Source organism: Pseudomonas syringae KCTC 12500, from assembly GCF_000507185.2.
In the GTDB taxonomy this organism is placed as follows: Bacteria; Pseudomonadota; Gammaproteobacteria; order Pseudomonadales; family Pseudomonadaceae; genus Aquipseudomonas; species Aquipseudomonas syringae.
This window is the reverse complement of the sequence record NZ_AYTM02000002.1, coordinates 4,482,968-4,507,047: the sequence shown is the minus strand read 5'-3', so window position 1 is coordinate 4,507,047 and position 24,080 is coordinate 4,482,968. Positions and strand designations below refer to the sequence as shown.

Below are 24,080 nucleotides of genomic sequence, written 5' to 3'. Positions count from 1 at the left end.
GGCAGCTTTGCTGCTCCAACCGGTATCACAACAAGGAGAGCGCTATGCCCTGGTATGCCTGGTTAATTCTGCTCGTAGCCATTGGCTCGGTCGTCGGCGGTCTGATGATGCTGCGCGACACAGCCAAGAAACTGCCCCTCACTGAAGAACAGCTCAAGCGCGTCCATGAGCGCAACGCAGAAATGGATGCCAAGGACGCCAACGACCGTTGAGTGCCTCTGGGTGGCAGGCGCAAAACCTGCCCCCCTGCTATTTACCGGGCATCTCGGCATTGACCGCAAGCACCTTGATGTGAAGCGGCTCGAAAATTTTCGCCAACTGCCCATCTGCACGCAACCGCTCCAGTAGCTGTTTGAAGTGCGCCACATCGATGCTGCCATTCGGACGCAACAACGCATATTGACGGTAGGTCTGATCGATACGGTCGGACACCATCAGCTGCGCCGCTTCATCCTTGTTATGCGCCATGAAATCAATCAGGTACGAACGGGTAACAGGTGCAATATCGGCGCGGCCGCGCACCACCATCAGCAAGTTACTGTCGTGGGAGTACGTGGAGGTAATACTGAAGTGCTCGCTCAGGTATTTCTGATCGGTGTTGAAGTTGGCAAATCCATAATGATAGCCACTGAACAATGCCAGACGCTTGTCAGCAAAGGTGTCGAAGTAATCCTGCCCGCGTCCTTCCACCCGGCGCGCCACATAGACCTCGGCATCCTCGAGCCCCATATCGATCTGCTCATGGGGAATGTCCTTCCAGCCCCAGTCGGGGTTTTCGAAAACTGCAAGATCGAAACGCCCTTCCGTGAAATCACGAAAACGCCGAGGCACCGATGTCGGAATCATCACGAATTCATATTCGTCCTGCTCGCCATTCAGGGCATCGACCAGCTTGGGTAAAAGGCCAGCGTCCTCACCTTTTTCAGGGCGCACCATGTAAGGGGGGAAATGCACTGCGGCCACCCGCACGATCTGCGCGGCAAAGACCTGCGGCGCTGCCATCAACGGAATGAAGAGCATAACGCCGGTCACAAGCTTGCGCGCCACACCGTTAATTAACACTGCAAGTCTTTTCATAAAACACGACATCAATCAAAGCCGTCCAAACTATGCGGTTTCCGTGATTTAAACAACTGTCAAATCGACGGCGTCAGCGCTCTGCGGTGCGCTTGCAGTATTCATCCAGGCACGTGACAGCCGCCTGCGAGGCACCAATGCAATCACCTGTGGTCACTGTAGAGGCCGTTGTAACAACAAGCATGCCGATGCAAAGCCCAGAGTGTGCGCAACGGGTTAATCTGGCTACGCTGAAGCCATTGACTATCGTAAGGAAGCTTGATGATGCCGCACTGGCTGGTGATTGATCTTGAGGCCACGACCGAAGAAGGTGGATGGCCAGTCGCAGAAATGGAAGTCATCGAGATAGGCGCGACACTGGTCAATCAGGACGGACGCGAGCTTGACCATTTCGAGCGCTTCGTGCGCCCGGCACGCAGACCGCTGCTGACCCATTTCTGCCGCGAGCTGACCCACATCAACCAGAGCAGCATCGACAGCGCTGCGCCGCTGACGACGGTGTGGCCGCAATTCGAGCGCTGGTTGAGCCATCACCGTGCACGCATCGTGGGCTGGGCCAGTTGGGGGGACTACGATCGTCAGCAACTGGAAGAGGAATGGCGCCACCATCACCTCGACAGTGCGCTGTCCAGCATGCCGCACGTCAATCTCAAACAGCGTTTCGCCCAGGCCCGCCACTTGCAGAAACCGATGGGGCTGAACAGTGCCTTGCAACTGGCAGGCATGCAGTTCAGCGGGCAACAGCACCGCGCCCTGGTCGATGCGCGCAATACTGCCAGGCTGCTGCCGTTGATCCTGCCCAATTGAATGCCGCTGCAGGTCGACGTTTCGTCAGCGTTCACGTGCAAGGGGCGTGACGAGTTTTACCGTGTTGGGCATACTGGCGAGCCATTTTCAGCCCTTTCAAAAGGAACCGCCCATGTTCAAGGTCAACGAGTACTTCGACGGCACCGTCAAATCCATCGCCTTCACCCAGGCCGATGGTGAGGCAACCATCGGTGTCATGGCAGCGGGCGAATATGAGTTCGGTACGGCGCAACGGGAAATCATGCATGTGATCTCCGGCGAGTTGAGCGTGAAGCTTCCGGACAGCACTGACTGGGAAACCTTTGCCACCGGCAACCAGTTCAACGTACCGGCCAACAGCAAGTTCCAGATCAAGGTCAAAGTCGATACCGCCTACCTGTGCGAATATCGCTGAGGCTCAGCGAGTGGGAGGCTTGACCTCCCACGTTCCCCACAAGCCCTTCTCGCCCTCTCCTACTCAACCCCGGCATTGAACTGCAACGCCGCCAGTCGCGCATAAAGAGGGTTGCTGGCGATCAACTGCTGATGGGTGCCCACGGCCACCAAACGCCCCTGATCCATGACGGCAATCCGGTCGGCATTCTGCACCGTGGCCAGCCGGTGGGCGATGACCAGCGTGGTACGCCCCTGCATCAGGCTCGGCAGGGCCTGTTGAATCAAATGCTCACTCTGCGCGTCCAGCGCACTGGTCGCCTCGTCCAGCAACAGGATCGGCGCATCGACCAGCAAGGCGCGGGCAATCGCCAGACGCTGCCGCTGTCCGCCGGACAATCCCACCCCGCCCTCACCCAGATGCGTACGGTAGCCGTCGGCCATGTCGAGAATGAACTCATGCGCATGGGCAATGCGCGCCGCCGCCTCTACCTGCTCAAGGCTCGCGGTGGCGTTACCGTAGCGAATGTTGTCTTCGACACTGCCGAAAAACAGTGCGGGCGATTGTGAAACCAGCGCGAAGCAGCGACGCAAGTCATGGGGATCGAGCTGCGCGATCGGCACGCCCTCGATCAGGATGCGCCCTTTAATCGGGTCGTAGAAGCGCAACAGCAGATCGAGGATGGTCGACTTGCCCGCGCCGGAGGGCCCGACCAGCGCCAGGGTTTCACCGGGCTCGATACTCAGGGTCAGGTCATCCAGCGCGTTGCGCTCGGGACGCGACGGGTAGGCGAAGGTGACATTCTCCAGCGCCAGGCGCCCACTGATGCGCTGCGGCAGGCTCTGCAGGTCCGTGGTCGGCACGGTGATCTCACTGCGCGCCTGAAGCAGCTCGCCGATCCTCTCCGCCGCACCGGCGGCGCGCTGTAGATCGCCAATCACCTCGCTCAACGTACCGAACGCCATACCGACCATCAGCGCGTAAAACACAAACGCTGCCAGCTCACCGCTGGAGATGCGACCGCTGATCACGTCCATGCCGCCCACCCACAGCATCACGGCCACCGCACCCAACACCAGAACGATTACCAGCGTGATCAGCCAGGAGCGCTGCAGGATGCGTTTACGAGCGGTCTCGAACGCCTGCTCCACCGTATGCGAAAAGCGCTGCTTGTCCTGCTGCTGATGATTGTAGGCTTGCACCGTCTTGATCTGCCCCAAGGCCTCAGCCACGTAGCTGCCGACATTGGCGACCCGGTCCTGACTCTCGCGCGACAGGTTTCGTACCCGCCGCCCGAACATGAGAATGGGCGCGATGATCAGCGGTAACGCCACCACCACGATACTGGTGAGTTTGGGGTTGGTGATAAACAGCAGCACGATGCCGCCGATGACCATCAGCGCATTGCGCAGGAACATCGACAGCGACGAGCCGATCACCGACTGCAACAGCGTGGTGTCGGCGGTCAGTCGCGACTGGATTTCCGAACTGCGATTGTTCTCGTAGAAGCCCGGATGCAGTTCGATCAGGTGATCGAATACTTTCTTGCGCAAGTCGGCAACCACACGCTCGCCGATCCACGACACCAGATAGAAACGGGCGAAGGTTCCGACAGCGAGGCCGACCGTCAGCAGCATGAAAAACCCGATCGAGCGCTCGAGCAACTGTGGTGAACGGGTCATGAAACCCTGATCGACCATCAGTTTGATGCCCTGCCCGATCGACAGAGTAATGCCCGCAGTAATGACCAGTGCCAGCAATGCGCCGAGCGCCTGCCAGCGATACGGCGCGATGAAACTCGCAGCCAGACGCAAGGCCTGGCGATGACGTCGGGTAATCCGTGAAATCATGAACGATGAACCTGCCTGTCTGCCCGATCTGTCTGAATTGCAAAGCCTACACCGGTGTTGCCGGGCGCGCCGAACATCATTTCGAATGAACTTGCGGCTGGCTTCAAGAGTCAGGTTATGACTGCTTTACAGAGGCCGCTATAAGACATCGATCTAAGCGCCTGCTGGCAGATTTGCATCATATCTGTTGCACTTGGAGCGCGTTTGAGCGGCTGACAGTACATGTCACGGACCGGTCATCAAGCGCGGTTAACTTAACGCCGTTACCTGATGAAAGGAGAAACACCATGAACCCGCAAGAGCGCAGCAACGAAGTTCAAGTCGTTCGAGCCACGCCCAATCTGCCGGTTGGCGGTGCCGTTCTCGACCAGCACGGGGAAGAAGTCCTGATCACCGAAGAAATGGTTCAGGCTGCCTGCCAGGAATGCGATAAGAACTGGGTAACCCCGGAAAAATAAGACCGAGCCGTACCAGACACTTGAAACCCGACCACTTGGTCGGGTTTTTTATTACCCGATAGCCCGCCTGGCGATCAGACCAGCACCGCACCCAGCGCCCGCACCAATTGCGCCAACGCCTCGGACTCGCCCTCCAGGTGCACCTTCAGCCCTTCGATTTCCCGGCGTGGCGGGTACTGCTTGCGCAGTGCATCGAAGGCCAGACGCTGACTGGCGGTGTCACCGGTCAGGCTGCGGCGAAAATCCGCATCGTCACAACGCGGGTCATACACGCCACGGCACAGCATGTTAAGCGCCCAGACCGGGTCGCAGGCCGCGTCGAGACTGACCTGCGCCAGCCAGGGTCTTGGCAGCAGATCGTCCAGCTCGATCGTAGCAGGCTGATCAAGAAAGCCACACAGCGCCTGATAGATCTGTGCCGTACCGCGCTGCCTGCCATCCAGGCTGTAACCGGCAATATGCGGTGTACCCAGAACGCACAAGTCAGCCAGCGCGACGTTGACCTGCGGCTCGCCCTCCCACACGTCCAGCACCGCTTGCAGGTCTTCCCGCTCAAGCAGCACGTCGTGCAGCGCTGCGTTATCCACCACAGCGCCACGGCTGGCATTGATCAGCCAGGCACACTGCCGGAGCTGACGCAGACGCGCGTCGTCGAGCAGGTGCCAGGTCGGTGACGTCCCGGTTTTGCTCAGCGGCGTGTGCAGGCTGATAACGTCACAGCGCTGCAGGATCTCGTCGAGGCTGACGAAGTCACCGCCTTCGGCAGCCTGGCGTGGCGGGTCGCAAACCAGCACGTTCCAGCCCAGAGCTTTCAATACGCTGATCAGCCGGCCACCCACCTGCCCTGCACCGACCACACCGTAGGTGCGTTGCGCAAGGTTAACACCCTCGATTTCAGCCAGCGTCAACAGGCTGCCGAGCACGTAGTCCACCACGCCGCGCGCATTGCAGCCCGGAGCGCTGGCCCACTGGATACCAGCTTGCTGAAACCAGTCCAGATCGAGGTGATCAGTGCCAATGGTGCAGGTCCCGACAAAACGCACCGGGCTACCCTCAAGCAGTTCGCGGGTCACTGCAGTGACCGAGCGAACCAGCAGGATGTCTGCATCAGCCACCGCGGCTCGGTCCATGGCGCGGCCCGGCAAACGATGAATCTCACCGAAATGAGCAAAAAAGGCGTCGAGCAGGGGAATATTTTCGTCAGCAACAATGCGCATGGAGGACTCTCTGGGTCTGGCGAACAGGGACCTGCTCGAATCGGGAACAGGTGCGTCGTGAACAGCGCGGGTTGCAGCGATGTGGCGATCAGTCGGACTTCTTGCGGATCCAGTAGAGGAACGTGCCCTCTTCGGCTTGCTCCGCAACCAGCTCATGGCCAAGAAATACACAGAATTTCGGGATATCGCGACGCGTGGACGGATCGGTTGCAGTGACCTTGAGCAGACCGCCCGCAGGCAGATCACGCACCTTCTGGTGCAACATCATCACCGGTTCCGGACAGAACAGCCCGACGGCATCCAGCTCGGCGTCGACAGTGAGGTTTTCAATGGGCTCAGACATGGGGCACTCCAGAGACGGGGGAAGATTGTCGCTCAATTCAGTCGATCAGGCCAAATGCTGATAGTAGTGATGAAGCCGAACAACGGCGCCCGGCCAGCCAGACAGCAGACAGAAAAATGCCAGGCACAGGGCCTGGCATTGATCATGACCCGTGCGACCGTCAGAACGGCAGCTTCATACCGGGCGGCAACTGCATGCCAGCGGTCATGGAAGCCGTCTTGTCCTGGCTGGCCTGCTCGATCTTGCGCACAGCGTCGTTGACGGCGGCGGCGATCAGGTCTTCCAGCACTTCCTTGTCTTCCTGCATCAGGCTGTCATCCAGATTGATGCGCTTGACGTCATGACGACCGGTCATCACCACGCTCACCAGGCCTGCGCCCGATTGACCGGTGACTTCCGCGTTGGCCAGTTCTTCCTGCATCTTGGCCATTTTTTCCTGCATTTGCTGCGCCTGCTTCATCAGACCAGCCATGCCACCTTTCATCATGGGATATCTCCTCGAAAATGGATGGTTCGTTTGCGTGGCGCCAGCGGCGCCCTGTGTTCAGTTATTGAGCCGGCACCGCAGGCGCGTCCACCGGTTTGATCGTGTCTTCCCGGATCACAGCGCCAAACTGTTGCAGCATCTGCTGGATGTACGGGTCGGCCTGGATCGAGGCTTCGGCCTGGCGCTGGCGCTCGGCACGCAACCGTGAAGCAGCCTGCGCAGGGGTTTCCTGCTCGGGCTTGATCAGCTCGATACTCAGATTGATCGTGCGCCCATGGTACTGGTTCAACGCATCGTTCAGACGCCGCTGCTGCGTCGAGTTGAACAGCGCGCTGTGCGCCGGGTCCAGGTGCAGCAGCCAGTTGTCGCCATCGACCGAGATCAGTGTGCAGTTGGCCGCGATGCTGCCGGTCATCCCGGAGATCGGCAGCTTGGGAAACACGTCCAGCCACTCGGCCGCAAGACCGGTGGCCGGTTTGGCAGCCGGAGCAGGCTCCGGTTCGACGGCTTCAAGCTCGACGACACTTTCGTGGGCCAACTCATCCAGATAGCTGTAGGACGCCGGGTCTATGTCGATATCCGGCTCGACATAATCGTCGTCTGCTGGCGGCTCGTCGTCACGCCCCATGGGCCCGGAGCCGGAAGACGTCGAATTGGCGTGCATGGACAGATACGCAGAGTCCGGAATGGCTTCGAGCATTGCCGGCGTGACCGACTGCTCGGCTGCCGGCTGTGCAGGCTCGGCTTCAGGTGCGGCCGGCACCGGGCTGGCGGGCGTAGGCGTCGGCATGGGCGTCAGGTCGGGCTGCTCGGAAACGGTCTCCAGAACCGGCTCGGCTACTGGCTCGGCATCAGATTCGCCCTCAGATTCGGTAGGGGGCGCAGTTTCGGCGGCGGGTTCGGCAGCCGGGGATTTCGGTTCATTCCACGGCAGGTCGAGGTCTTCGACTGGCGCGGCTTGTGGCTCTGGCTTCGATTCCGGCTGTACCGCGGGCTCTGGCCGGGCGGCGGCAGGCATCGCCGGCGCCGCAGGCGGCAGCGCTTCGAAGGCCGGATCGGGCGCAGCCATCACCGGGGCGGTAGACACTGCGGGAGCTGCCGATGCAACAGGTGTCGCATCAGCCACTGCTTTTCGGGAATCAACCGTGGCCTGGCTGATCCCCACTGGCTTTAGCGGCTGCCTCGGCGCGTCTTCGCTGTCGGCAGGACGGAACGCCAGCATGCGCAGCAGGACCATCTCGAAGCCGCCACGCGGATCAGGGGCCAGCGGCAGGTCACGGCGACCAATCAAGCCCATCTGGTAGTAAAACTGTACGTCTTCGGCAGGCAGGGCCTGCGCAAGCGCCAACACCCGGTCACGATCACCATGACCGTTGTCGACGCCTTCCGGCAACGCCTGGGCAATCGCCACACGGTGCAGCACATTGAGGATTTCCGAGAGCACGCCATTCCAGTCAGGGCCCTGCTCGGCCAAGTGGCGTACCGCCTCCAGCACCCCGCGGGCATCGCCTTCCAGCAGCGCCGTCAGTACATCGAACACCTGGCCGTGGTCCAGCGTGCCGAGCATGGCTCGTACATCGGCAGCCATTACCTTGCCTTCACCGAAGGCAATGGCCTGATCGGTGAGGCTCATCGCATCACGCATCGAACCATCGGCGGCGCGCCCGAGCAGCCACAGCGCGTCGTCTTCGAAGGGCACGTTCTCGACGCCCAGCACGTGGGTCAGATGCTCGACCACGCGTTCAGGCGTCATGTTTTTCAACGAGAACTGCAGGCAGCGCGAAAGAATGGTCGCCGGCAGCTTTTGCGGATCGGTGGTGGCGAGGATGAACTTGACGTAGGGCGGCGGCTCTTCAAGCGTCTTGAGCAAGGCGTTGAACGAGTGGCTGGAAAGCATGTGCACTTCGTCGATCAGGTAGACCTTGAAGCGACCGCGACTTGGCGCGTACTGCACGTTATCCAACAGCTCGCGCGTGTCTTCGACCTTGGTGCGGCTGGCAGCGTCGATTTCGATCAGGTCGACGAAACGGCCCTCGTCGATCTCCTTGCACACCGAACAGGTGCCGCAAGGCGTCGAGGTGATGCCGGTTTCACAGTTCAGGCACTTGGCGATGATCCGCGCGATAGTTGTCTTGCCGACGCCCCGGGTGCCGGTAAACAGATAGGCATGGTGCAGGCGCTGGCTGTCCAGCGCGTTGATCAGGGCCTTCAACACATGAGCCTGGCCGACCATTTCGCGGAACGAGCGCGGACGCCATTTACGTGCAAGAACCTGATAACTCATTTAAAACCGTCGCAACTGGTAAGCGGAAGACCGCCAATGCTAGCCGAGCAGGGGCAAAATTGCATCTGGTGTCCGTCTCTATTGTGGCTAAGTTGTGCAAATGACTCAATTGATGCGCTTTATTCGGGCCTTCACCACACCGCCGTTGCCTTGTGCAGCGGCGCTCTGTCTGCTATTGCTGTTGCCGCAAACCGGCCGCGCGGCACAGGGAACCTTGAGCTTTGCGGTCAACGAAGGCTGGACCATGCCGATGATGCACATCACCGACTTTCGTCCCGAATCCGGCATTCTGTTCGACATCATGCAAAGCCTTGCGCACCATGTGGGCCTCGAAGCCAGTTATCACGTGATGCCACGCCTGCGCATCCAGTCGGCGCTAGAGCGTAGCGAAGTCGACATGCACTGCTACAGCGCCCAGGCGTGGTACCCGGACCTGTCCGGGGACTACCTGTGGAGCCTGCCAATTCTCTATCAGCGCGACTGGCTGGTCGCTTCGGCGGCAACGGCTGCCGGCCCCTACCCCGAGCAGTTCGACAACGAAACCGTCGGCACCGTATTGGGCTACACCTACCCGGCCCTGCAGCATCTTTTCGAGGCGCATAAACTGGTCCGTGAAGATGCACGCACGCAGAACCAGACGCTCGGCAAACTGATGGCCGGGCGCTACAACTATGCGGTGACCAATCAGTTGATCCTCGAATGGACCAACCGGAACCTGCCTGCCGGCAAGAAGCTCATGCCGATATCAATGGTCGCCGAACAGCCGGCCGCCTGCGTGATCCGCAACAACTCCGATCTGCCAGTGGGCAGGATTTTGCGCACGCTGGTGCAGATGCGTCTGTCGGGGGAGATCCAGCAGATCATTGATCACTACACCACGCCCACCGTCCCCTGACCCTTCATCTGCGTTGTCGCAATAGCGTCATATTCCATCGTTACGCTCGCCTGAAATCTTTGGCAACACATTAACCAGCGCGAGTATTTGGCGATGAGCGACAGACCAGACGACGAAGATACCAATGAAAACCCCGGCCGCCGTCGTTTTCTGGGCGGGATGGCTGCGTTGGGTGCAGGTGTCACCCTTAGCAGTTACGTTTCCGCCCACGAGAAGCCGCCTGGCGACAACGAACGGCATCATCACCTTGCCGGCCCCGCGCTGGATCGCGCCTTGCGCGAAAATGTGAAAACCATTGTGGTGATCTACGCCGAGAACCGCAGCTTCAATAACCTGTTCGGCGATTTCCCCGGTGTCGAAAAGCCGCTCGCCTCGCTCAGGCCTTCCGATTACGAGCAGCGCGACCGCGACGGCACGCGATTGTCCAAACTGCCACCGGCCTGGGGCGGCGTGCTGCAGGTCGGACCGCAAACCGTCGATGGCGTGACCTACCCGGTGGGCGAGCAGTTTCAGCAAGACCTGCCCAACGCGCCGTTCCCGCTCAAGGGGCCAAACGGTGAAGACCTGCCGCTGAGCCTGGTGACCCGCGACCTGTGGCACGTCTTTTACCAGAACCAGATGCAGATCAACGACGGCAAGAACGACCGTTTCGTGGCCTGGGCGGATGCGGGCGGTCTGACCATGGGCAACTACGCACAGACTCAGTACTCATTGCGCCTGTGGGACGTGGCCGAGGAGTTCGTGCTGTGTGACAACTTTTTTCAGGGTGCTTTCGGCGGCTCGTTCCTGAACCACCAGTACCTGATTTCAGCCACCGCGCCTGTTTACCCGAACGCCGCCGAATCTCCGGCCAAGTCGCAAATCGCCACCCTGCAGAGCTTCAATCCGCTGGACCCGCGCCTCAAACCGCTCGACAAGTCGCCGGCCAGCGCCATGGACGGGCCGCCACAATTCGGCCCCAGCGCCATCACGCCGGACAACTACGCGGTCAACACCATGGCTCCGCCCTACTGGCCAACCTGGCTGCGCGACCCGCAGAACCCTGATTACTCGAAACCGGATCTGCCCAACGTACTGGTTCCACAAAGCCACGAGCACATCGGTGACAAGCTGTCGAAAAGGAATGTTGACTGGGCTTGGTATGCCGGCGCCTGGCAAGTGACGCTGGATGAGTTCAAGGACTCCACCGGGATCCCGAAAATCCCCAACTTTCAATACCATCACCAGCCATTCAACTACTTCAAGCAGCAGGGGCCGCAGCACCCTGAAGAGCGCAAAAAGCGCCTGCGTGATGGTGGGCTGGGTGACGAGTCGAGCACCAATCGCTTCCTCGCCGATGCCGAAGCGGGCAAGTTGCCTGCGGTGACCTTCTACAAACCCCAGGGCAACCTGAACATGCACGCCGGTTACGCCGACGTGGCTGCGGGTGACCGGCACATCGACCGGGTGATCAAGGTGCTGCGCAAGAGCCCGCAGTGGGACAACATGGTAATCGTCGTCACCGTCGACGAGAACGGCGGCTGGTGGGACCACGTCGCGCCGCCAAAAGGCGATCGCTTCGGTCCTGGCACGCGCATTCCCGCTCTGGTCATCTCTCCTTTCGCCCGCAAGGGCAAGGTCGACCACACGGTTTACGACACCGCCTCGATCCTGCGCCTGATCACTCGCGTGCATGGCCTGGAAAAACTCGACGGTCTGAAACGCCGCGACGAGGCCATGATCGCACGTGGCCAAGCACCGATGGGCGACCTGACCAACGCGCTGCAGTTTCCGGCCTGATTCCATCAGGTGGTCGCGTCGGCTGCCTCCAGCGCAGTCGGACGAGCAGTTTTAACCGGTGGCAGGGACGCCACGTACACCGTGCGGGACGGGAACGCGAAACGCACATCCAGTTCGGCAAAGGCTTCCATGATGTCCAGATTGATCGCCTGCTGCACATCCATATAGACGTTGTAGCTGGGGTCGAGCACGATGAAAACGGTCTCGAACTCCAGTGATGTCTCGCCAAAACCCCGAAAATGCGAACGGTCGAAACGCGCCAGCTTCTGCGCGTTGATGATCGCTTCGACTTTCTTCGGCACTTCCCTGATCTGATCGACCGAGCAGTCATAGGTCAGCCTGAATTCGAAGACAATGCGTCGTTCCTGCAAGCGTTTGTAGTTCTGGATGGTGTTGTTGATCATGTCGGCGTTGGCCATCACGATCTGCTCGCCACCCAGGCTGCGGATCCGTGTGGTCTTGAGGCCCACGTGCTCGACCGTGCCGGACAGCGCGCCGACGACGATGAAGTCGCCGACCTCGAAAGGCTTGTCTACTGCGATGGACAGCGAGGCAAACACGTCGCCCAGAATGTTCTGCACCGCCAGCGCGACCGCGATACCGCCGACCCCGAGGCTGGCGACGAACGCGGTGATATTGACCCCGACGTTCGACAGCATCGCCATGACCACCGTGGCCCACAGCAACACCTTCGCGCCCCACAGACTCAACGTGGCCAACGCGCTGCCCTGAAAGGTGCCGCTGGCGTTGTGACGTACGAAATAGCGCTGCAACGCGAGCGCGATCGCCCGGTTCGCCCACAGCCCGACCTGTAATGCGGCGACCACGAACCACAGACTGCTGACCCGGCCCAGCCAGCGTTCCGGCAGATCGAGCATGCCGATGCCGATCAGAATGGAAGCCAGCAGCAATAAGGTATTACTGGTGCCCGACAGCACCTGCACAACGATGTATCGCATATGCGTGCTGGGCGCATCCGCACGCGAACGCATCTTTCTGAGCACAAAACCGATCACGCCCCTGACCAGAATAAAACTCAGGGTCGAGGCGAAGATAGCCAGTATCCAGTTAGCGAGCGATATGCCCAGAAATTGCGAGTCTGTGAAAAATCTGATGATGTCCTGTTCCATCCGGCCCCCGGCTCCACTGCTGCGAGACGCCTGACCGAAAAGCCCGTGACACCCGCAGCGACTTGAATTGCCCCTTGCCGTAAAACGGTTTCAAGCGACGCGTAAGGGGTTAGGGGATGTGTAAGAGGGAGGGTTCAGTTGAATTGGCCATTGATCGATCACCTGAACGCACACCGAGTTTTCACTGTTCGTCGAAACTGATCGGACAGCATGGAACTGCTCCTCAATGAGTTGCCACTCACGGCCCCGAGCGACGGGCTACCAAGCCCCAAGCGTTCAAGCGGCCCAAAAGGCCAATTCGTGGTTAGCACCACATTCAACCAGAGGAAAATATCCGTGACCTACGGCATTCGCGGCGGAGTTGGCACATCGGCTTACTACACCCAGCCCCAGCCTTTTGATGAGTTGAAGCTGAAGCCGGAACAGATTCAGGAAAAGACGGCAAAACTCATGGAGAAAGGGTATTTCACCGTTCCCATAGCAGAACCTACAAGACGTTTTTTGCATGAGCAAAGCAGTCTCAGTAACCCGGCCTGGAGACAGGAGACCGTTGGAAAGGTTATTGATCTGAAAGCAACCGACTACGAACGATCAATAACGGCCGTAGCGAAGGACATTGCAACCACGCTCACCGGGGAACAGCAACAATTGAGACCTCATGAGTTCCAACTGCGAAGGGCCAAAAATCAGGGCGCAGACCAATGGCATCAGGATAAAGGGCCGAAAAAGGTCATCTGCATCGCCACCATCGAGGGTCGCGGCACCGAATACGTGAAACGCGCAGAATCGGAAGGAATATTTGAAGCGGGGTATTTTGGGAAAATGACGCCTCTGGACGCCAAGGCTGTCGAGCAGAGAACCAGGGAAGCCAAGCAAGACCGCTTCTATTTCTTTGCGGGCAAAGGTATTTGCGAAGAAAGCATTCCCAAACTAGTACACCGCTCGCCACATCAGAGTGGTCGCTCCATCTTCCTGGCACGATGGCAGTAAGGCAGGCCACGTAGGATTAACCGCCGGGACAGAGACATCCGGCGGTTTTATCTCGGTGCCGGGCAGACTGTTTTTACAGACGCACGAAGTTCTCGCCAGCGCAGGGCGCAGTCGAAACAGGAATAGGAACAGGCTGTTATTTTTACGAGTAGGCCCCTTTCAGAAAGAACCTTGAGATAGGTGGTGCCCCCACCAGCCACACCCCGGCACACAATGTTCCCGCTGTGGCTGCTGCCTTCCGGCTCTGACCAGGTTCACGGGTAATCGTTGCGGGGGGACCGATGGGGTCACCATAACGACACTCACCAGTTGGCGAGCCGCGCCATTGTACCGGTCTTGCGCGAGTTTACAACCGTTGCTGCGGATAAAAATTTCGAGGGGGCTCAAGCACTTGTGTGCCGGGGCTGAAAGGCAACTGCGTATTGCTCCGCGGCGTGACAAATCCTCGAAACGGCCCCATTCGATCCTGTACCCTGCCCGCCTCAACATAATCAGCCAGCAGGTTGCTCATGCAGACTCGATTGGTCGACTACCACGACCTCAGCGCCTCTCAACGCCAGCAGCTCGGATACCTCGAGGTTACGCAGGAACAGATCCAGTTCTCCGGCGACATCTACACAGCGCTCAATACGCTTCTGGTCAGACCCAGCCCGAACATTTGCGGCTTCGTGCTGCTCGGTGACGAGAAGCCCGTGGGGTTTTTCCTGCTCAAGCGCGACGACTGTCTGCCGCACTGGGCTCAGGAGGATCTGACGGCGACACTGCATGCGCTGCAGATCGATCATCGTGAGCAGGGCAAGGGGCTGGGCAAGGCGTGCCTGCAAGCGCTGCCTGCAGCGTTGCGCCTGAAATGGCCGGACATCACTCAATTGATGCTGTCGGTGGACGCGGACAACTTGGCTGCCATCGGGCTTTATACAGGCCAGGGCTGGGTGGATACCGGTGAGGCGTATCGCGGGCGTATCGGTTTCGAGCGCAGGCTGACCCTGACGCTTTGACCCGCTTTTGAACAAGTGCCTGACACGCCGCCAAAGCGTGTCAGGCACTACTCGCGTTACTGGGCCTGCAGAACCTCATCGGCCTTGCCACCGGCATCCTGAATCACCAGATGGATGAAGTGCAGCTTGGCGATGACCGCTGGCGGCAGCACGAACGGATAGAAATCCGGTTGCCCCATGCTGCGTGACAGCTCGTTGAGCATGCTCGCCAGCTCGATCCAGGCATTGACGAACGACAGGAACGCCGGGCCACCCGGATGCTGAGGGTCGTAGAGCACTTCCAGCGGAAACGGCTGGTAATCGAGCTCCATGTCGCGAGCACTCATGCCAAACCCCAGCGCGGTGTCGACCGCATCCATCATGTGCAGGTAATGCGCCCAGGTTTCGGCCCAGTCTTCCCATGAGTGCATGGTCGCGTAGGCACTGACAAAGCTTTCCTGCCAGTTGTCCGGCGCGCCGTTCTTGTAGTGGTGATCGAGGGCGTCGGCGTAGCTGGCGCGCTCGTCGCCGAACAGGTTGCGATAGCTGTCCTGCCAATGGGTATTGGCGATGAGCCGATCCCAGTAGTAATGACCGACTTCATGACGGAAATGGCCGAGCAAGGTGCGATAGGGCTCGTGCATCTGTACGCGCATCGCTTCACGGTGTGCGTCGTCGGCTTCTTCGATATTCAGGGTAATCAGGCCGTTAGCATGGCCTGTGGTTGGCAAGTTGCCTTCCAGATCGACACCGACAAAATCGAAGGCCAGGCCGGTTTCTTCGTCGACGGTCTTGGGGATGACCTGCAGGCCCAGAGAAATCAACTGCGCGACCAGACGCCGCTTGGCGGTCTCGACCTTGCGCCAGCGCTCGCCGTTTTCAACCACGGACAGGTCGGGAATGGTGTGATTGAGGCTGCAGGCGACACAGAATTCGCCGGCATTGTGCTCTGGAAAAAGCCAGTTACAGGCTGCCGGGGTGCCGAGGTTGGCACAACGCCGATACAGCCCGGCACCTGGCTCATCGCTCAAGCGCCAGGTGGTGGGCTCAGGCCCTGCCTCGAGCGTAGCGACGCGGCCCTGCTCAGGCAGATAGCCCAGCGCTGCAGAGCAGGCCAGGCATTGGGTATTAGGGAAAAACACCGACTGGCCACAGGTGCACTGCCAGACCTTGCTGTTACGTTTGGATTCGCCGACAAATGGGGCGGTGATGCGTGAACTCAGCTGCTCGAAGAAGCGATACATGGCGATCTCTCGTTGACCTTGCATGGACTAGATCATGCCGACGCTTCAGGGGTTCAAAAATATTATCGAGCGGCATGAATGATAAGGCTGACGGCGTGTTCATGAGCCAAAACGGTGCGTCGCACGGTAGTGGGGATTATCGTTCCTCACGCTCCAGCGTGGGATTGCAGTGCGTGACGCTCCGCGTCACAGATCTACGCCGCACCCTCACACTCAAGATCGGACGCAGAGCGTCCAGAACTGCCTGCGACGCAGAGCGTCGCACGATCATCAGGGCATACGGAGCGTCGGCCTCCCTCAATCAACCGCCACGCCCAGCTCGGTCAAGCGTTTGAGCAGTGCATCTTCGTCCAGCACGGTAAGACCCAGTTCGTTGGCCTTGGTCAGCTTCGAGCCGGCACCAGGCCCCGCGACTACGGTGTGGGTCTTGGCCGAGACCGAGCCGGACACCTTGGCACCGAGGCTTTCGAGTTTTTCCTTGGCGACATCGCGGCTCATGCGCTCCAGCGAGCCGGTCAGAACCCAGGTCTGGCCGGCCAGCGGCAAGCCTTCAACGGTTTTTTTCTCGCTGCGCCAGTGCATGCCGAAGTCCTTGAGCTGGGCTTCGATGGCGCGGGCACGCTCGGCGTTTGCGCTGTCGTCGAAGAAATCGCGGACCGACTTGGCCTGTTTCTCCGGCAGTGCCTGACGCATGTCCAGCCAGTCGGCGCTGATGATGGCCTCCAGCGTACCGAACCGGTCCGCCAGTTTCTGCGCAGCACCCGGCCCTACCGACGGAATGTGCAGTTTGTCGATCAGCCCTTCCAGTGTGGTGCTGGCCGCGAACTCGGCGCCCAGCTCGCCCTGGTCCTGCAATTGCAGACCGCATTCACCGAGCAGCGCATCGATGACGCTACGGTTGTGCTCGTCCTCGAAGAAGCTGTGAATCTCGTAAGCCACTTCCAGGCCGACATCCGGCAGGTAGGTCAAGACTTCCGGCAAAGCCTGTTTGACACGCTCCAGCGACGCCAGCGAACGCGCCAGGACCTTGGCCGTCTCTTCACCCACATCGGGAATACCCAAGGCATAGATGAAGCGCGCCAGGGTTGGCTGTCGGCTGTCGGCGATGGCCTTGAGCAGCTTATTGCTGGAGATTTCAGCGAAGCCTTCCAGGTCGATGATCTGTTCGTATTTCAGCTTGTACAGATCGGCAGGCGAGCCGATGAGTTTCTCATCGACCAGTTGCTCGATGGTCTTGTCACCCAGCCCTTCGATGTCCATGGCGCGACGCGAGACGTAATGGATGATCGCCTGCTTGAGTTGCGCACCGCAGGCCAGACGCCCGACACAGCGATACACCGCGCCCTCGGTGACGGTTTCCTTGCCTTTGCTGCGTTTGATCAACTGCGTGCGCTCGACGTGCGAGCCGCACACCGGGCAGGTCTGTGGAACCTGCACTGCCCTGGCATTCTCGGGGCGGCGCTCGGCAACGACCTGCACCACCTGTGGAATCACGTCACCGGCACGCCGGATGATCACCGTGTCGCCGATCATCAGGCCGAGCCGCGCCACTTCGTCCATGTTATGCAGCGTGGCGTTGGCGACCATGACGCCTGCCACCTTGACCGGCTTGAGCCGCGCGACCGGCGTCACTGCGCCGGTACGGCCCACCTGAAACTCGACATCCAGCAGTTCGGTGAGCTCTTCCATGGCGGGGAATTTATGGGCAATCGCCCAGCGTGGCTCACGGGCGCGGAAGCCCAGTTCGCGCTGCGCTGCCAGGTTGTTGACCTTGAACACCACGCCGTCGATCTCGTAAGTCAGCGCCAGGCGTCGCTCACCGATATCGCGGTAATAGGCCAGGCACTCCTCGACGCCATTCGCCAGTTTCAGCTCGCGACTGACCGGCATGCCCCATTTTTTCAGCGCTTCAAGCACGCCGATGTGAGTGTCGGCGATTTCCGCCGACGTCTGGCCCAGGCCATAGCAACAGAACTCCAGCGGCCGGTTGGCCGTGATCTTGGAATCCAGCTGACGCAGACTGCCCGCTGCTGCGTTGCGCGGGTTGGCGAAGGTCTTGCCGCCGATTTCCAGCTGACTGGCGTTGAGGCGCTCGAAACCGGCCTTGGACATGAACACTTCACCGCGCACTTCCAGCACATCCGGCCAGCCCTTGCCTTGCAGCTTGAGCGGGATGTTACGCACTGTGCGCACGTTGACACTGATGTCTTCGCCGGTGGTTCCGTCGCCGCGTGTCGCGCCCCGCACCAGAGCGCCATCGCGATACAGCAGGCTGACTGCCAGACCGTCCAGCTTGGGTTCGCAGCTGTACTGCACCTTGCTGCCTTCGCCAAACAGGTCGCCGGCCGGCAAGTCCAGCCCCTCGGTCACCCGCCGGTCGAACTCAAGCATGTCGTTTTCTTCGAACGCGTTGCCCAGGCTGAGCATCGGCATTTCGTGACGCACCTGGGTGAACGCCGACAAGGCAGCGCTTCCGACCCGTTGCGTCGGCGAATCAGGAGTGACCAGATGGGGGTTTTCCGCCTCCAGGGCCTTGAGCTCGTGAAACAGGCGGTCGTACTCGACATCCGGAATGCTCGGTTCATCCAGAACGTGGTAGCGGTAGTTGTGCTGATCCAGCTCTGCACGCAGTTCCAGGATTCGGGTTTCGACGGCCTTCATACGGTGTTCTCTCAAAAAGCAAAAAAGCAGCCGAGGCTGCTTAATCTGTTGGCTCTGTTCTGTTCAGGTCAGGCCCCGACAGGGCGTGCCGCAGCACGCTCATGATCGGGGACCTGCCCAAGGGCTTGCTTAACCGCGACGCTGGGTCAACGCACGACGTTCGAACTCGACGATGCGCTGGCGGTAATGCTCGATGGTCTGCGCGGTCATGACGCTGCGCTGATCATCCTTCAGTTCGCCATCCAGCTCGTGAGCCAGCTTGCGAGCGGCGGCAACCATGACGTCGAATGCCTGCTTGGGATGACGAGGGCCTGGCAAGCCGAGGAAGAAGCTGACCGCACGGGTGCTGAAATGGTCGATATCGTCCAGGTCGAACACACCGGGCTTGACCGCATTGGCCATCGAGAACAGCACCTCGCCGTTGCCAGCCATGCTCTCGTGACGGTGGAAAATGTCCATCTCGCCAAAACGCAGGCCGCTTTCCAGAATGTTCTGCAACAGTGCCGGGCCCTTGAAACCGCCTTCGCTGCGCGAGATCACGCTGATGACCAGTACTTCCTCAACCGGAGGCAGGTCCTTGTCTTCGGTGATGCGCTGGGCAGGCTTGTCATCCGGGAAATCGTCGTCGCGGCCGGTGAACAGGCTCGGGCCGTCGAGATCCAGGTTCAGGTCGCCCTGCTGTGGCTCGTCTTTGCGTTTCTTGTCATTGCGCTTGTCGCTGTTGCTGCGCTTGCCTTCACGCGGGCTGGCGCTCATGGACGGCAGATCCTGCTCGTCGAGCTGCGGCTCCTTGTGCGTATCCAGCACACGGGGCGGACCCAGCACTTCGGCAGACGTGGTTTCTTCTTCATCCGGAAGGTTGGAGAAGCTCCGATCCAGTCTGAATTTCAATTTACCCTTGCTGCCGCGCATACGGCGCCAGCCATCAAAGAGAATACCGGCGATGACTATTATGCCGATGACGATCAGCCACTCGCGCAGACCGATTTCCATGTAATCCAGTGCCTCTAATGAAGAAATCTGAAAATAAGGGCCTAAACCCCTTTAATACGTGGTGCCAAGTCTATGTTCTGACTGGCAATTCGCCCACGCGAAAATAAAAAGTGGTCACTAAACTAGCACGACCAAAGGTAACTTTACACCGTCTGTTACGTCTCTTCGCCGCCCAAATTGCCATCTCATGTACCAGCGTCTCATTTTCAGGCCTCCGGGCGGCCATTTGCCCGCAGAACGAGGCGTCGAATCAGGCATCCACCAGCGCCATCGCCTGCTCCACGTCCACCGCTACCAGCCGCGAACAACCGGGCTCGTGCATCGTCACCCCCATCAGTTGGTCGGCCATTTCCATGGCGATCTTGTTGTGGGTGATGTAGATGAACTGCACCGTTTGTGACATTTCTTTCACCAAGCGTGCATAGCGACCCACGTTGGCGTCATCCAGCGGCGCATCCACCTCGTCAAGCATGCAAAACGGCGCAGGATTGAGTTTGAAAATGGCAAACACCAGCGCCAGCGCCGTCAGGGCTTTTTCACCGCCCGACAGCAAATGAATGGTGCTGTTCTTCTTGCCAGGGGGACGCGCCATGATTGTCACCCCAGTATCGAGTAAATCTTCGCCTGTCAGTTCCAAATAAGCGGAGCCACCACCGAAAACTTTTGGGAAAAGTGCCTGAATTCCGCTATTTATCTGATCGAAGGTATCCTTGAAGCGGTTTCGGGTCTCCTTGTCGATCTTGCGGATGACGTTTTCCAGAGTGTCCAGCGCTTCGACCAGATCGGCATCCTGCGCATCCAGATAGCGCTTGCGCTCGGACTGCTGCTGATACTCGTCGATGGCCGCGAGGTTGATTGCGCCCAGACGCTGAATACGCCCGGCGATGCTTTCCAGTTGCTGCTCGGCAGCCTGTTCGCTGGCTTCCGGCGTCAGCGTGGCGAGCACGCCGTGCAGGTCGTAGCCGTCTTCATGCAGTTGGTCTTGCAAAGCTTTGCGACGCACCGTCAGTGCCTGCCACTCCAGACGCTGTTGTTCCAGCTGGCCACGCAGCAGTTGCGATTGCTGCTCGGCCTGGGTGCGGCGTTTTTCTGCCTCACGCAATTCGCGGTCAGCGTCTTCGAGTGCGTTCTTGGCGATGCGCATTTCGTCATCGACCACCATGCGCCGTTCCAGCAACTCTTCAAGCTTGAGGCGCAGCTCTTCGAGCGGTGCCTCGCCCTCCTCCAGATTCAGGCTCAGTTGTTCGCGCTTCTCGGTAAGCCTTTCGGACTGCATGCGCAGGCGCTCCAGCGCCTGGCGGGTCGAATCGTATTGCGCCTTGATCGAGCCCAGACGCACCGCCAGTTGATGACTGTGATCCTTGTGCTGCCGCGCATCCTGACGTATCCGGTCCAGACGCTCACGCAGCGCATCACGCTGAGCCTGCAGCACCTCGCGCTGTTCGGTATCCTGCGCCATGCTGTCCAGCGCGTCCTGCAATTGCAGGCGCGATTCGCCAAGTTGCTCGTGCTCGACTGCGCGCTGCTCGCCCAGCTCGGCCAGTTCCTCATCAAGGCGGGTGCGCCGCAGGGTCAACTGCTCGACTTTTACCCGGACCGCCGACAGCTGCGCTTTCAGTTCGCTTTGCTGACGGGTTTCGTCCTGCACGCGACGGCGCAACTGCTCACGGGCGTCTTCCTCCTGCGACTGCTGCTCGCGCAAGACCAGTAATTGCTCTTCTAAAGTGGCCAGCGTCGCCTCGCGCTCATCGCGCTCCAGACTCAGCCGCTGCAATTCCTTACCGCGCGCCAGCACGCCACTCTGCGCTTCGCTGGCGCGGCGTACACGCAAAAAGTGCCGCCCCACCCAGTAGCCGTCACGGCTGATCAGGCTTTGTCCGGCGCTGAGTTGTGCGCGTCGCGCCAGCGCCTCGTCCAGGTTCTCCACCGGAATCACCTGGCTCAGCCAGGCAGACAGATCAACCGTACTGTCGACCTTTTCCAGCAAGCTGCCCGGCGCACGAACCGTATCAGCACCCGCGCTGAGCAAGCGCAGATCGCCCTGCTGAAAACCGGCCAGATCGAGGCCATCGAAGTCATCCACCAGCACGGCCTGCAAATCCGCGCCAAGCACGGTTTCCACGGCCAGCTCCCAGCCGGCTTCAACGCTCAGCCCCTCGGCCAGACGCGGTCGCTCGGCCAGTTGCTGATCACGCAGCCACTCGGCGGTGCCGGTGTCCGGGTCAAGTGCAGCCTGCTGCAGCGCCTCCAGGGACGCCAGCCGGCCATTGAGACGTTGCAGCTCGCCCTGCGCCTGCTGTTGCGCCTGACTGGCGTGCTGCAATGCCTCGCGCAATTGCTCAAGACGCTCGACCGCCTGCTCTTCACCCATGTGCAGCTCTTCAAGGGTCATGTCGCGGGTGGCGAGGTCTTCGCTCAATTGCAGAATGGCCGCATCTTCCGGGTCCGCGGCCAGCAGTTGACGCTCTTCGGCCAGACGCCGCTGGCGCTCTGCAAGGCGTTCGATGCTCTGTTCCAGCTGCTGAATGCGTGACTGCTGGACCTGTGCCTGACGCTGCGGCTCGGCGGATTGTTGATTGAAGACGTCCCACTTTTCCTGCCAGCCCTGCATGGCCGCTTCGGCGTCTTCCAGAGCGATGGCCGACTCCTCGGCGGCGGCGCTGGTCATTTCCTGCTCGGGCTCAAGCATCTCCAGCTCTTCGCCGAGGGTGGCGAGCAAGGTGGTGTCGTGCCCAAGGTGCGATTCGGTTTCCTGGCGGGCACGCTCGGCTTCTCGCAGGTCATCCTGCAACTGGCGCAGCCGCTGCTGACCGTGCTGAATGCTCTGCTCGACGCGGGCAATGTCGCCGCCGACCGAATAAAAGCGGCCCTGCACCAGGTTGAAGCGTTCGGACAGGTCATGGTGGCCGTCACGCAGCCTTTCGATACTGGCATCGGCACTGCGCTGATCGGCCACCAACGCCTCGAAGCCCACTTCCTGATTGCCGATCACCGCCTCGCGCTGACCTACCAGATCATTCAGCGCCTGCCAGCGCAGGGCCGACAATTGCGCTTTCAGCTGGCGCTCTTCAGCCTTGTATTCCTGATACTTCTCGGCAGCCTGAGCCTGTCGGTGCAGACGCTCCAGTTGACGCTCGAGCTCTTCACGCAGGTCGGTCAGGCGCGCCAGGTTCTCGTGGGTGCGACGAATGCGGTTTTCGGTTTCCCGGCGCCGCTCCTTGTACTTGGAGATCCCCGCGGCTTCTTCGATGAAGTTGCGCAGATCTTCAGGCTTGGCCTCGATCAGTTTGGAGATCATGCCCTGTTCGATGATCGAATAGCTGCGCGGCCCCAGGCCGGTGCCGAGGAAGATATCGGTGATGTCGCGACGGCGGCACTTGGTGCCGTTGAGGTAGTAGCTGTTCTGGCTGTCGCGGGTCACTTTGCGGCGAATGGAGATTTCCGCATATGCCGCGTACTCGCCCACCAGCGTGCCGTCGGAGTTGTCGAAGACCAGTTCGATGCTGGCCTGGCTGACCGGTTTACGGCTGGTGGAGCCGTTGAAGATGACGTCGGTCATCGACTCGCCGCGCAGGTTCTTGGCCGAGCTTTCGCCCATGACCCAGCGCACGGCGTCGATGATGTTGGATTTGCCACAGCCATTGGGGCCGACGACAGCCGCCATGTTGCTGGGGAAGTTCACCGTGGTGGGGTCGACGAAAGATTTGAACCCCGCCAGCTTGATGCACTTCAGGCGCACGGCGTCAGCCCGCTGCCAGGGCGGCCAGCACCAACTGGCAGCTGCGCTGACAGTAGCTGACCAGCACAACACGAATCTTCGGGATATCCCGTGCCACCACTGCGCCAAGCAGTTCGTCGAACAACGCCAGGTAGTCGCCCATATCGGCCTTGCGTTGCTCGAGCGCGATGAAATAGCTGCGGCTCATGGAAGGCTGCAGATTCTCGACGGTTTCCTCAAGGTACGGGTTGTTGGCGAACGGATAGGCTGCGCGCATCACATTGAAGCTCTCTTCGACGAATGCATTGACGTCCTGCTGCTCGAAACTGGCCTGCAGACGCTGTTGTATCTGCATGAACGGTGCAAGATCCTCCTCGGTCGTCCAGCGCTCGACCACCGCGTTGGCCAGCAGAATGTACAGCTCTCTCATCATGCAGCACAGGCTGGTGACATTGTGTGCGTTGAGCACCGTGACCTGTGCGCCACGACGCGGCAGGATCACCACCAGGTGGCGGCGCTCCAGAATCAGTAATGCTTCGCGCACGGAGCCACGGCTGACGTTCAACGCCTGCGTGACTTTCTGTTCCTGGATACGCTCTCCAGGCTTGAGCTCACCGCGAATGATCCGCTCGGCAAGATGATGAGCAATTTGCTCAGCGAGGCTGTCCGGGGCCTTGAACGTCATGACTATCCTTCAGAAAAAACCAGTTCCGCATGCAAGCCGCGGAGTGTATCGCAACCGGCACCGGTGGCGCAGGGCCATAAACGCGGAAACTGGCACGAAATACGCAAAACCT

At 60.1% G+C, this 24,080-nt stretch carries 21 protein-coding genes and 1 other RNA gene; 8 read left to right on the top strand and 14 right to left on the bottom strand.

Translation table 11 applies throughout. The features are described from left to right. The first annotated feature begins 44 nt into the window (after window positions 1-44). Window positions 45-212, top strand: a complete 168-nt coding sequence (locus V476_RS20310; protein WP_003315162.1) for a DUF2897 family protein — start codon at window positions 45-47, stop codon at window positions 210-212. A 37-nt stretch (window positions 213-249) separates the two neighbouring features. Here V476_RS20310 and V476_RS20305 read toward each other — a convergent pair whose 3' ends face one another. After that, a complete protein-coding gene (locus V476_RS20305) occupies window positions 250-1,089 on the bottom strand; it encodes a substrate-binding periplasmic protein (RefSeq protein ID WP_024959205.1) in 840 nt (279 codons plus the stop codon). 252 nt (window positions 1,090-1,341) lie between these two features. Here V476_RS20305 and V476_RS20300 point away from each other — a divergent pair, with 252 nt between their 5' ends. Continuing rightward, window positions 1,342-1,884, top strand: a complete 543-nt coding sequence (locus V476_RS20300) for a 3'-5' exonuclease (protein WP_003315164.1) — start codon at window positions 1,342-1,344, stop codon at window positions 1,882-1,884. 112 nt (window positions 1,885-1,996) lie between these two features. Continuing rightward, window positions 1,997-2,278, top strand: coding sequence for a pyrimidine/purine nucleoside phosphorylase (gene ppnP, locus V476_RS20295; RefSeq protein WP_003343080.1), 282 nt, complete (start codon window positions 1,997-1,999; stop codon window positions 2,276-2,278). 59 nt (window positions 2,279-2,337) lie between these two features. On the opposite strand, the gene V476_RS20290 is transcribed toward ppnP, so the two are convergent. After that, a complete protein-coding gene (locus V476_RS20290; RefSeq protein WP_024959204.1) occupies window positions 2,338-4,107 on the bottom strand; it encodes an ABC transporter transmembrane domain-containing protein in 1,770 nt (589 codons plus the stop codon). A gap of 287 nt (window positions 4,108-4,394) precedes the next feature. On the opposite strand from V476_RS20290, the gene V476_RS28640 reads away from it, so the two are divergent. After that, the gene (locus V476_RS28640; RefSeq protein WP_003315168.1) at window positions 4,395-4,565 is read left to right on the top strand and encodes a PA1571 family protein; all 171 of its coding nucleotides are present in this window, start codon (window positions 4,395-4,397) and stop codon (window positions 4,563-4,565) included. 74 nt (window positions 4,566-4,639) lie between these two features. Here the strand turns inward: V476_RS28640 and pdxB are convergent, their stop codons facing one another. The 4 genes from pdxB to dnaX all read right to left on the bottom strand — a co-directional run bounded on the left by pdxB (window position 4,640) and on the right by dnaX (window position 8,896). Beyond that, the gene (gene pdxB / locus V476_RS20280) at window positions 4,640-5,782 is read right to left on the bottom strand and encodes a 4-phosphoerythronate dehydrogenase PdxB (protein ID WP_024959203.1); all 1,143 of its coding nucleotides are present in this window, start codon (window positions 5,780-5,782) and stop codon (window positions 4,640-4,642) included. Between the two features lie 88 nt (window positions 5,783-5,870). Continuing rightward, on the bottom strand, window positions 5,871-6,125 hold the full coding sequence (gene tusA, locus V476_RS20275) for a sulfurtransferase TusA (protein WP_003315171.1): 255 nt from the start codon (window positions 6,123-6,125) through the stop codon (window positions 5,871-5,873). Between the two features lie 160 nt (window positions 6,126-6,285). After that, window positions 6,286-6,612 carry a YbaB/EbfC family nucleoid-associated protein gene (locus V476_RS20270; protein ID WP_002552818.1) on the bottom strand — a complete coding sequence of 109 codons (327 nt, stop codon included), beginning with the start codon at window positions 6,610-6,612 and terminating at the stop codon, window positions 6,286-6,288. A 61-nt stretch (window positions 6,613-6,673) separates the two neighbouring features. Beyond that, on the bottom strand, window positions 6,674-8,896 hold the full coding sequence (gene dnaX / locus V476_RS20265; RefSeq protein WP_024959202.1) for a DNA polymerase III subunit gamma/tau: 2,223 nt from the start codon (window positions 8,894-8,896) through the stop codon (window positions 6,674-6,676). 100 nt (window positions 8,897-8,996) lie between these two features. On the opposite strand from dnaX, the gene V476_RS20260 reads away from it, so the two are divergent. Together V476_RS20260 and V476_RS20255 are read left to right on the top strand one after the other, a co-directional pair. Beyond that, complete coding sequence (locus tag V476_RS20260) at window positions 8,997-9,791, top strand: substrate-binding periplasmic protein (RefSeq protein WP_024959201.1); 795 nt, start codon at window positions 8,997-8,999, stop codon at window positions 9,789-9,791. A gap of 93 nt (window positions 9,792-9,884) precedes the next feature. Continuing rightward, the gene (locus V476_RS20255; RefSeq protein WP_024959200.1) at window positions 9,885-11,570 is read left to right on the top strand and encodes an acid phosphatase; all 1,686 of its coding nucleotides are present in this window, start codon (window positions 9,885-9,887) and stop codon (window positions 11,568-11,570) included. A 5-nt stretch (window positions 11,571-11,575) separates the two neighbouring features. Here the strand turns inward: V476_RS20255 and V476_RS20250 are convergent, their stop codons facing one another. Next, window positions 11,576-12,700: a mechanosensitive ion channel family protein gene (locus V476_RS20250; protein WP_024959199.1), complete on the bottom strand. Its 1,125-nt coding sequence runs from the start codon at window positions 12,698-12,700 to the stop codon at window positions 11,576-11,578. A 336-nt stretch (window positions 12,701-13,036) separates the two neighbouring features. On the opposite strand from V476_RS20250, the gene V476_RS20245 reads away from it, so the two are divergent. Then, on the top strand, window positions 13,037-13,690 hold the full coding sequence (locus V476_RS20245) for a DUF1826 domain-containing protein (RefSeq protein ID WP_024959198.1): 654 nt from the start codon (window positions 13,037-13,039) through the stop codon (window positions 13,688-13,690). Window positions 13,691-13,877: 187 nt separating this feature from the next. Here V476_RS20245 and ffs read toward each other — a convergent pair. Together ffs and V476_RS28310 are read right to left on the bottom strand one after the other, a co-directional pair. Then, window positions 13,878-13,974: signal recognition particle sRNA small type (ffs, locus tag V476_RS27570), an RNA gene on the bottom strand. A 62-nt stretch (window positions 13,975-14,036) separates the two neighbouring features. Further along, window positions 14,037-14,201: a hypothetical protein gene (locus tag V476_RS28310; RefSeq protein WP_154232056.1), complete on the bottom strand. Its 165-nt coding sequence runs from the start codon at window positions 14,199-14,201 to the stop codon at window positions 14,037-14,039. Here V476_RS28310 and V476_RS20240 point away from each other — a divergent pair. Continuing rightward, window positions 14,200-14,688: a GNAT family N-acetyltransferase gene (locus V476_RS20240; RefSeq protein WP_003423397.1), complete on the top strand. Its 489-nt coding sequence runs from the start codon at window positions 14,200-14,202 to the stop codon at window positions 14,686-14,688. The two genes, V476_RS28310 and V476_RS20240, sit on opposite strands and share 2 nt — an antisense overlap. 56 nt (window positions 14,689-14,744) lie before the next feature. On the opposite strand, the gene V476_RS20235 is transcribed toward V476_RS20240, so the two are convergent. The 5 genes from V476_RS20235 to V476_RS20215 all read right to left on the bottom strand — a co-directional run bounded on the left by V476_RS20235 (window position 14,745) and on the right by V476_RS20215 (window position 23,968). Beyond that, on the bottom strand, window positions 14,745-15,911 hold the full coding sequence (locus V476_RS20235) for a zinc-binding metallopeptidase family protein (RefSeq protein ID WP_003423396.1): 1,167 nt from the start codon (window positions 15,909-15,911) through the stop codon (window positions 14,745-14,747). 297 nt (window positions 15,912-16,208) lie between these two features. After that, on the bottom strand, window positions 16,209-18,572 hold the full coding sequence (ligA, locus tag V476_RS20230; protein ID WP_003423394.1) for an NAD-dependent DNA ligase LigA: 2,364 nt from the start codon (window positions 18,570-18,572) through the stop codon (window positions 16,209-16,211). A gap of 129 nt (window positions 18,573-18,701) precedes the next feature. Beyond that, the gene (gene zipA / locus V476_RS20225) at window positions 18,702-19,565 is read right to left on the bottom strand and encodes a cell division protein ZipA (RefSeq protein ID WP_003343047.1); all 864 of its coding nucleotides are present in this window, start codon (window positions 19,563-19,565) and stop codon (window positions 18,702-18,704) included. Window positions 19,566-19,815: 250 nt separating this feature from the next. After that, window positions 19,816-23,304 (bottom strand): chromosome segregation protein SMC, encoded by a 3,489-nt coding sequence (smc, locus tag V476_RS20220; RefSeq protein WP_024959197.1) that lies wholly within the window; start codon window positions 23,302-23,304, stop codon window positions 19,816-19,818. A gap of 4 nt (window positions 23,305-23,308) precedes the next feature. After that, on the bottom strand, window positions 23,309-23,968 hold the full coding sequence (locus V476_RS20215) for a GntR family transcriptional regulator (RefSeq protein WP_003343043.1): 660 nt from the start codon (window positions 23,966-23,968) through the stop codon (window positions 23,309-23,311). Window positions 23,969-24,080: the final 112 nt, after the last annotated feature.